We start from the raw sequence: 6,539 nt of genomic DNA, 5'->3' as shown, positions 1-6,539 counted from the left end.
TTCATCAGATTCATTTAAGCAAGGGTTTCTTCTTCATTCCTGATGAAAGTGCCATCTAAAAAGATGATCTTAATAAATCTATTAAGAATGAGATGGAGCACACTGGATATTTTACTTGTGAAACTGTTTCACTCCTTTACTTAATTTATAGAGTTACCTTCCGCTTTTTGAAAATACGCAACGGCCATTTTTTGCACTTAGATACAGATTTTCTGCGCTGTATGGCATTGATTTGCTGCTAATCCTGTGGTTTGCACTAGCTTTAAGTGGTCGAGATCACATTTCCTTGCTCATCCCCGCAACTCCTCCCTGCCTAATCCCCCGCAGGATGAGGAAGGTCAACATCGAGCCTGGCAAACTAGCGATAACGTTGTGTTGAAAATCTAAGAAAAGTGGAACTCCTATGTCACAACCTATTTTTAACGATAAGCAATTTCAGGAAGCGCTTTCACGTCAGTGGCAGCGTTATGGCTTAAATTCTGCGGCTGAAATGACTCCTCGCCAGTGGTGGCTGGCAGTGAGTGAAGCACTGGCCGAAATGCTGCGTGCTCAGCCATTCGCCAAACCGGTGGCGAATCAGCGACATGTTAACTACATCTCAATGGAGTTTTTGATTGGTCGTCTGACGGGCAACAACCTGTTGAATCTCGGCTGGTATCAGGATGTACAGGATTCGTTGAAGGCTTATGACATCAACCTGACTGACCTGCTGGAAGAAGAGATCGACCCGGCGCTGGGTAACGGTGGTCTGGGACGTCTGGCGGCGTGCTTCCTCGACTCAATGGCAACTGTCGGTCAGTCTGCGACGGGTTACGGTCTGAACTATCAATATGGTTTGTTCCGCCAGTCTTTTGTCGATGGCAAACAGGTTGAAGCGCCGGATGACTGGCATCGCAGTAACTACCCGTGGTTCCGCCACAACGAAGCACTGGATGTGCAGGTAGGGATTGGCGGTAAAGTGATGAAAGACGGACGCTGGGAGCCGGAGTTTACCATTACCGGTCAAGCGTGGGATCTCCCCGTTGTCGGCTATCGTAATGGCGTGGCGCAGCCGCTGCGTCTGTGGCAGGCGACGCATGCGCATCCGTTTGATCTAACTAAATTTAACGACGGTGATTTCCTGCGCGCCGAACAGCAAGGCATCAATGCGGAAAAACTGACCAAAGTTCTCTATCCAAACGACAACCATACTGCCGGTAAAAAGCTGCGCCTGATGCAGCAATACTTCCAGTGTGCCTGTTCGGTAGCGGATATTTTGCGTCGCCATCATCTGGCGGGGCGTAAACTGCACGAACTGGCGGATTACGAAGTTATTCAGCTGAACGATACCCATCCAACTATCGCGATTCCAGAACTGCTGCGCGTGCTGACCGATGAGCACCAGATGAGCTGGGATGACGCCTGGGCCATCACCAGCAAAACTTTCGCTTACACCAACCATACCCTGATGCCAGAAGCGCTGGAACGCTGGGATGTGAAACTGGTGAAAGGCTTACTGCCGCGCCATATGCAGATTATTAACGAAATTAATACTCGCTTTAAAACGCTGGTGGAGAAAACCTGGCCGGGCGATGAAAAAGTGTGGGCCAAACTGGCGGTGGTGCACGATAAACAAGTGCATATGGCGAACCTGTGTGTGGTTGGCGGTTTCGCGGTGAACGGTGTTGCGGCGCTGCACTCGGATCTGGTGGTGAAAGATCTGTTCCCGGAATATCACCAGCTATGGCCGAACAAATTCCATAACGTCACCAACGGTATTACCCCACGTCGCTGGATCAAACAGTGCAACCCTGCACTGGCGGCTCTGTTGGATAAATCACTGCAAAAAGAGTGGGCTAACGATCTCGATCAGCTGATCAATCTGGAAAAATTCGCTGATGATGCGAAATTCCGTCAGCAATATCGCGAGATCAAGCAGGCGAATAAAGTCCGTCTGGCGGAGTTTGTGAAAGTTCGTACCGGTATTGAGATCAATCCACAGGCGATTTTCGATATTCAGATCAAACGTCTGCATGAGTACAAACGCCAGCACCTGAATCTGCTGCATATTCTGGCGTTGTACAAAGAAATTCGTGAAAACCTGCAGGCTGATCGCGTACCGCGCGTCTTCCTCTTCGGCGCGAAAGCGGCACCGGGCTACTACCTGGCGAAGAATATTATCTTTGCGATCAACAAAGTGGCTGACGTGATCAACAACGATCCACTGGTTGGCGATAAGTTGAAGGTGGTGTTCCTGCCGGATTATTGCGTTTCGGCGGCGGAAAAACTGATCCCGGCGGCGGATATCTCCGAACAAATTTCGACTGCAGGTAAAGAAGCTTCCGGTACCGGCAATATGAAACTGGCGCTCAATGGTGCGCTTACTGTCGGTACGCTGGATGGTGCGAACGTTGAAATCGCCGAGAAAGTCGGTGAAGAAAATATCTTTATTTTTGGTCATACCGTGGAACAAGTGAAGGCTATTCTGGCCAAAGGCTACGACCCGGTGAAATGGCGGAAGAAAGATAAGGTGCTGGACGCAGTATTGAAAGAGCTGGAAAGCGGTAAATACAGCGACGGCGATAAGCATGCCTTCGACCAGATGCTGCACAGTATCGGCAAACAGGGCGGCGATCCGTATCTGGTGATGGCGGATTTCGCAGCCTATGTTGAGGCACAAAAGCAGGTGGATGTGCTGTACCGCGACCAGGAGGCCTGGACTCGCGCGGCGATCCTCAATACCGCCCGCTGCGGTATGTTTAGCTCGGATCGCTCTATTCGCGATTATCAGGCTCGTATCTGGCAGGCAAAACGCTAAGGAAGCTCGATGGAAAGCAAACGTCTGGATAATGCCGCGCTGGCGGCGGGGATTAGCCCCAATTACATCAATGCCCACGGTAAACCGCAGTCGATTAGCGCCGAAACCAAACGGCGTTTGCTTGACGCGATGCATCAACGTACCGCCACGAAAGTGGCGGTAACGCCAGTCCCGAATGTCATGGTTTATACCAGCGGCAAAAAAATGCCGATGGTGGTGGAGGGCAGCGGCGAATATAGCTGGCAGCTGACCACCGAAGAAGGAACGCAGTACAAAGGCCATGTAACGGGGGGCAAAGCGTTCAATCTACCGACGAAGCTGCCGGAAGGTTATCACACGCTAACACTCACCCAGGACGACCAGCGCGCGCATTGCCGGGTGATTGTCGCCCCGAAACGTTGTTACGAACCGCAGGCTTTGCTGAATAAACAAAAGCTGTGGGGTGCCTGCGTTCAGCTTTATACGCTGCGATCGGAAAAAAACTGGGGTATTGGGGATTTTGGCGATCTCAAAGCGATGCTGGTGGATGTGGCAAAACGTGGCGGGTCGTTCATTGGCCTGAACCCGATTCATGCGCTCTATCCGGCAAATCCGGAGAGCGCCAGCCCATACAGCCCGTCTTCTCGCCGTTGGCTGAATGTGATTTATATCGACGTTAACGCCGTTGAAGATTTCCATCTTAGCGAAGAGGCTCAGGCCTGGTGGCAGTTGCCGACCACGCAACAGACGCTGCAACAGGCGCGCGATGCCGACTGGGTCGATTACTCCACGGTTACCGCCCTAAAAATGACAGCATTACGAATGGCGTGGAAAGGTTTCGCGCAACGTGATGATGAGCAGATGGCCGCGTTTCGCCAGTTTGTTGCAGAGCAGGGCGACAGCCTGTTCTGGCAGGCAGCCTTTGATGCGCTACATGCCCAGCAAGTGAAAGAGGACGAAATGCGCTGGGGCTGGCCTGCATGGCCAGAGATGTATAAGAACGTGGATTCACCAGAAGTGCGTCAGTTCTGCGAAGAACATCGTGATGACGTCGATTTTTATCTCTGGTTGCAGTGGCTGGCTTACAGCCAGTTTGCCGCCTGCTGGGAGATAAGCCAGGGCTATGAAATGCCGATTGGCTTGTATCGTGATCTGGCGGTTGGCGTAGCGGAAGGTGGGGCGGAAACCTGGTGTGACCGTGAACTATATTGCCTGAAAGCATCGGTTGGCGCGCCGCCGGATATCCTCGGCCCGTTGGGGCAGAACTGGGGATTACCGCCAATGGACCCGCATATCATCACCGCGCGTGCCTATGAACCGTTTATCGAGCTGTTGCGTGCCAATATGCAAAACTGCGGCGCATTACGAATTGACCATGTGATGTCGATGCTGCGTTTGTGGTGGATACCGTATGGCGAGACGGCAGATCAGGGCGCGTATGTTCACTATCCGGTGGATGATCTGCTCTCGATTCTGGCACTCGAAAGTAAACGTCATCGCTGTATGGTGATTGGTGAAGATCTCGGTACCGTACCGGTAGAGATTGTCGGTAAGCTGCGCAGCAGCGGTGTGTACTCTTACAAAGTGCTCTATTTCGAAAACGACCACGAGAAGACGTTCCGTGCACCGAAAGCGTATCCGGAGCAGTCGATGGCGGTTGCGGCGACACATGACCTGCCAACGCTGCGTGGTTACTGGGAGAGCGGGGATCTAACGCTGGGCAAAACCCTGGGGCTGTATCCGGATGAAGTGGTACTGCGCGGTCTGTATCAGGATCGCGAACTGGCGAAGCAAGGGCTGCTGGATGCACTGCATAAATATGGTTGTCTGCCAAAACGTGCCGGGCATAAGGCATCGTTGATGTCGATGACGACGACGCTGAACCGTGGTTTGCAGCGCTACATTGCCGACAGTAACAGTGCTCTGTTAGGACTACAGCCGGAAGACTGGCTGGATATGGCCGAACCGGTGAATATTCCTGGCACCAGTTACCAGTATAAAAACTGGCGACGCAAGCTTTCCGCAACGCTTGAGTCGATGTTTGCCGATGATGGCGTGAACAAGTTGCTGAAGGATTTGGACAGACGGCGCAGAGCTGCAGCGAAGAAGAAGTAGAGTGCGGTTGATGTCGGATGCGATGCATCCGGCAGTCAGTGTTATCAAATCACCATATTCAGCAGCAGACAGCCTACCAGACCGCACACCGAGATAATGGTTTCCAGCATCGACCAGGATTTGATGGTCTCGCCGATAGTCAGGTTAAAGTACTCTTTGAACAGCCAGAAGCCCGGATCGTTCACATGAGAGAAAATCACACTACCGGAACCCACCGCAATAACCATCAGCTCTGGGCTAACACCCGTCGTTGCAATCAGCGGTGCCGCGATACCACCCGCAGTGATTGCCGCAACGGTTGCGGAACCCAGCGCGATACGCAGTACGGCAGCAATCGACCAGGCCATCAGCAGCGGAGAAATGTTGGTTTCGTGCATCATGGAAGCAATGTATTTGTCCACGCCGCTGTCTACCAGCACCTGCTTGAACGCACCGCCACCACCGATGATCAACAGCATCATCGCAATGATTTTGATGGAAGAAACCAGCGTGTCGTTAATCTGATCCATTGAACGACCACGGTTCAGACCAAAGGTGAACATCGCAATCAGCACGGCAATCAGCGTTGCCATTACCGGGTCACCGAGGAACTCCGCTACCGGCAGGAAAGCGTGACCTTTCGGCAGGATCATTTCGGCAATCGCACGCATCGCCATCAGTACAACCGGCACCAGAGAGGTCCAGACGCTGACGCCAAAGCTCGGCATCTCTTCTTCGCTGAAGGTTTTCGCGCTGTAGAGACCTTCCGGGATTGGCTTATCGATACCTTTCAACACGCGAGCGTAAACCGGACCGGCGAGAATCACGGTCGGGATTGCCAGAATAGTACCGTACAGCAGGGTTTTACCCATATCGGCATTGAAAATGGTGGCAATCGCAGTCGGGCCCGGATGCGGTGGCAGGAAGCCGTGGGTCACAGACAGTGCAGCCGCCATTGGTACACCAACATACAGCAATGGAATATTCGCGGAAGCCGCGATGGTAAACACCAGCGGCAGCATCAGCACGAAGCCCACTTCATAGAACAGGGCAAAACCAACGGTAAAACCGGTTAACACCACCGCCCACTGGATGTGCTTTTTACCAAATTTGGCAATCAGCGTGGTGGCGATACGTTGTGCGCCACCGCAGTTTGCCAGCATTGCGCCAAAACCCATGATCAGGGCAAGGCTACCGAGCGTCCCGCCGACACCGGCTTTGATGGAGCCAATAACTTTATCCAGCGGCATTCCTTGCATTAATCCAACAGCAAGCGCCACGAGGACGAGAGCGATGAAGCCGTTCATTTTGAAGCGGATCATCAGGAGCAACAACAAGATTACACCGATAGCAACAATGACTAATGGCATGATTTACCTGGCCTTTCATTTGTTATGGGTAATGTCAATTTTCTGACGACAAACTCTAATTATCCCAATCGGGAACAGAGATATTGCGGCACCACGACTGATACCCACTAAAACTAATTATTGTAGTCAGATGTCAGGAGTATGTTTGGTACCCATGTGAATGATACGGGTAACATCTGGCGTTTGAGAATCACCAGAGCGGGGTAAATTTAAATTATGAGAGGTTGGTCATATTATCGCGGGGAAACGAAGGGAGGGATTTGCCAAAGCAATGCTGTGCCAACGTCTGGCACATGTTC

At 52.1% G+C, this 6,539-nt stretch carries 3 protein-coding genes; 2 read left to right on the top strand and 1 reads right to left on the bottom strand.

What is annotated here, in order from left to right; all coding sequences use genetic code 11:
• Positions 1 to 403: 403 nt before the first annotated feature.
• Both malP and malQ read left to right on the top strand, forming a co-directional pair.
• Complete coding sequence (gene malP / locus ACUU1I_RS01765; RefSeq protein ID WP_000081896.1) at positions 404 to 2,797, top strand: maltodextrin phosphorylase; 2,394 nt, start codon at positions 404 to 406, stop codon at positions 2,795 to 2,797.
• Between the two features lie 9 nt (positions 2,798 to 2,806).
• Complete coding sequence (malQ, locus tag ACUU1I_RS01760) at positions 2,807 to 4,891, top strand: 4-alpha-glucanotransferase (protein ID WP_000444370.1); 2,085 nt, start codon at positions 2,807 to 2,809, stop codon at positions 4,889 to 4,891.
• A gap of 44 nt (positions 4,892 to 4,935) precedes the next feature.
• Here the strand turns inward: malQ and gntT are convergent, their stop codons facing one another.
• Entirely contained in the window at positions 4,936 to 6,240 is a 1,305-nt protein-coding gene (gntT, locus tag ACUU1I_RS01755) for a gluconate transporter (RefSeq protein ID WP_001131731.1), read from the bottom strand.
• Positions 6,241 to 6,539: the final 299 nt, after the last annotated feature.

The sequence above is a fragment of the Shigella sp. SIG3 genome (assembly GCF_053555855.1).
This window is presented reverse-complemented; position numbering and strand designations above follow the sequence as displayed.

Bases quoted from the DNA above. Each gene is read 5' to 3' on its own strand.
- malP (WP_000081896.1), top strand. From the start codon at position 404: ATGTCACAACCTATTTTTAACGATAAGCAATTTCAGGAAGCGCTTTCA.
- malQ (WP_000444370.1), top strand. From the start codon at position 2,807: ATGGAAAGCAAACGTCTGGATAATGCCGCGCTGGCGGCGGGGATTAGC.
- gntT (WP_001131731.1), bottom strand. From the start codon at position 6,240: ATGCCATTAGTCATTGTTGCTATCGGTGTAATCTTGTTGTTGCTCCTG.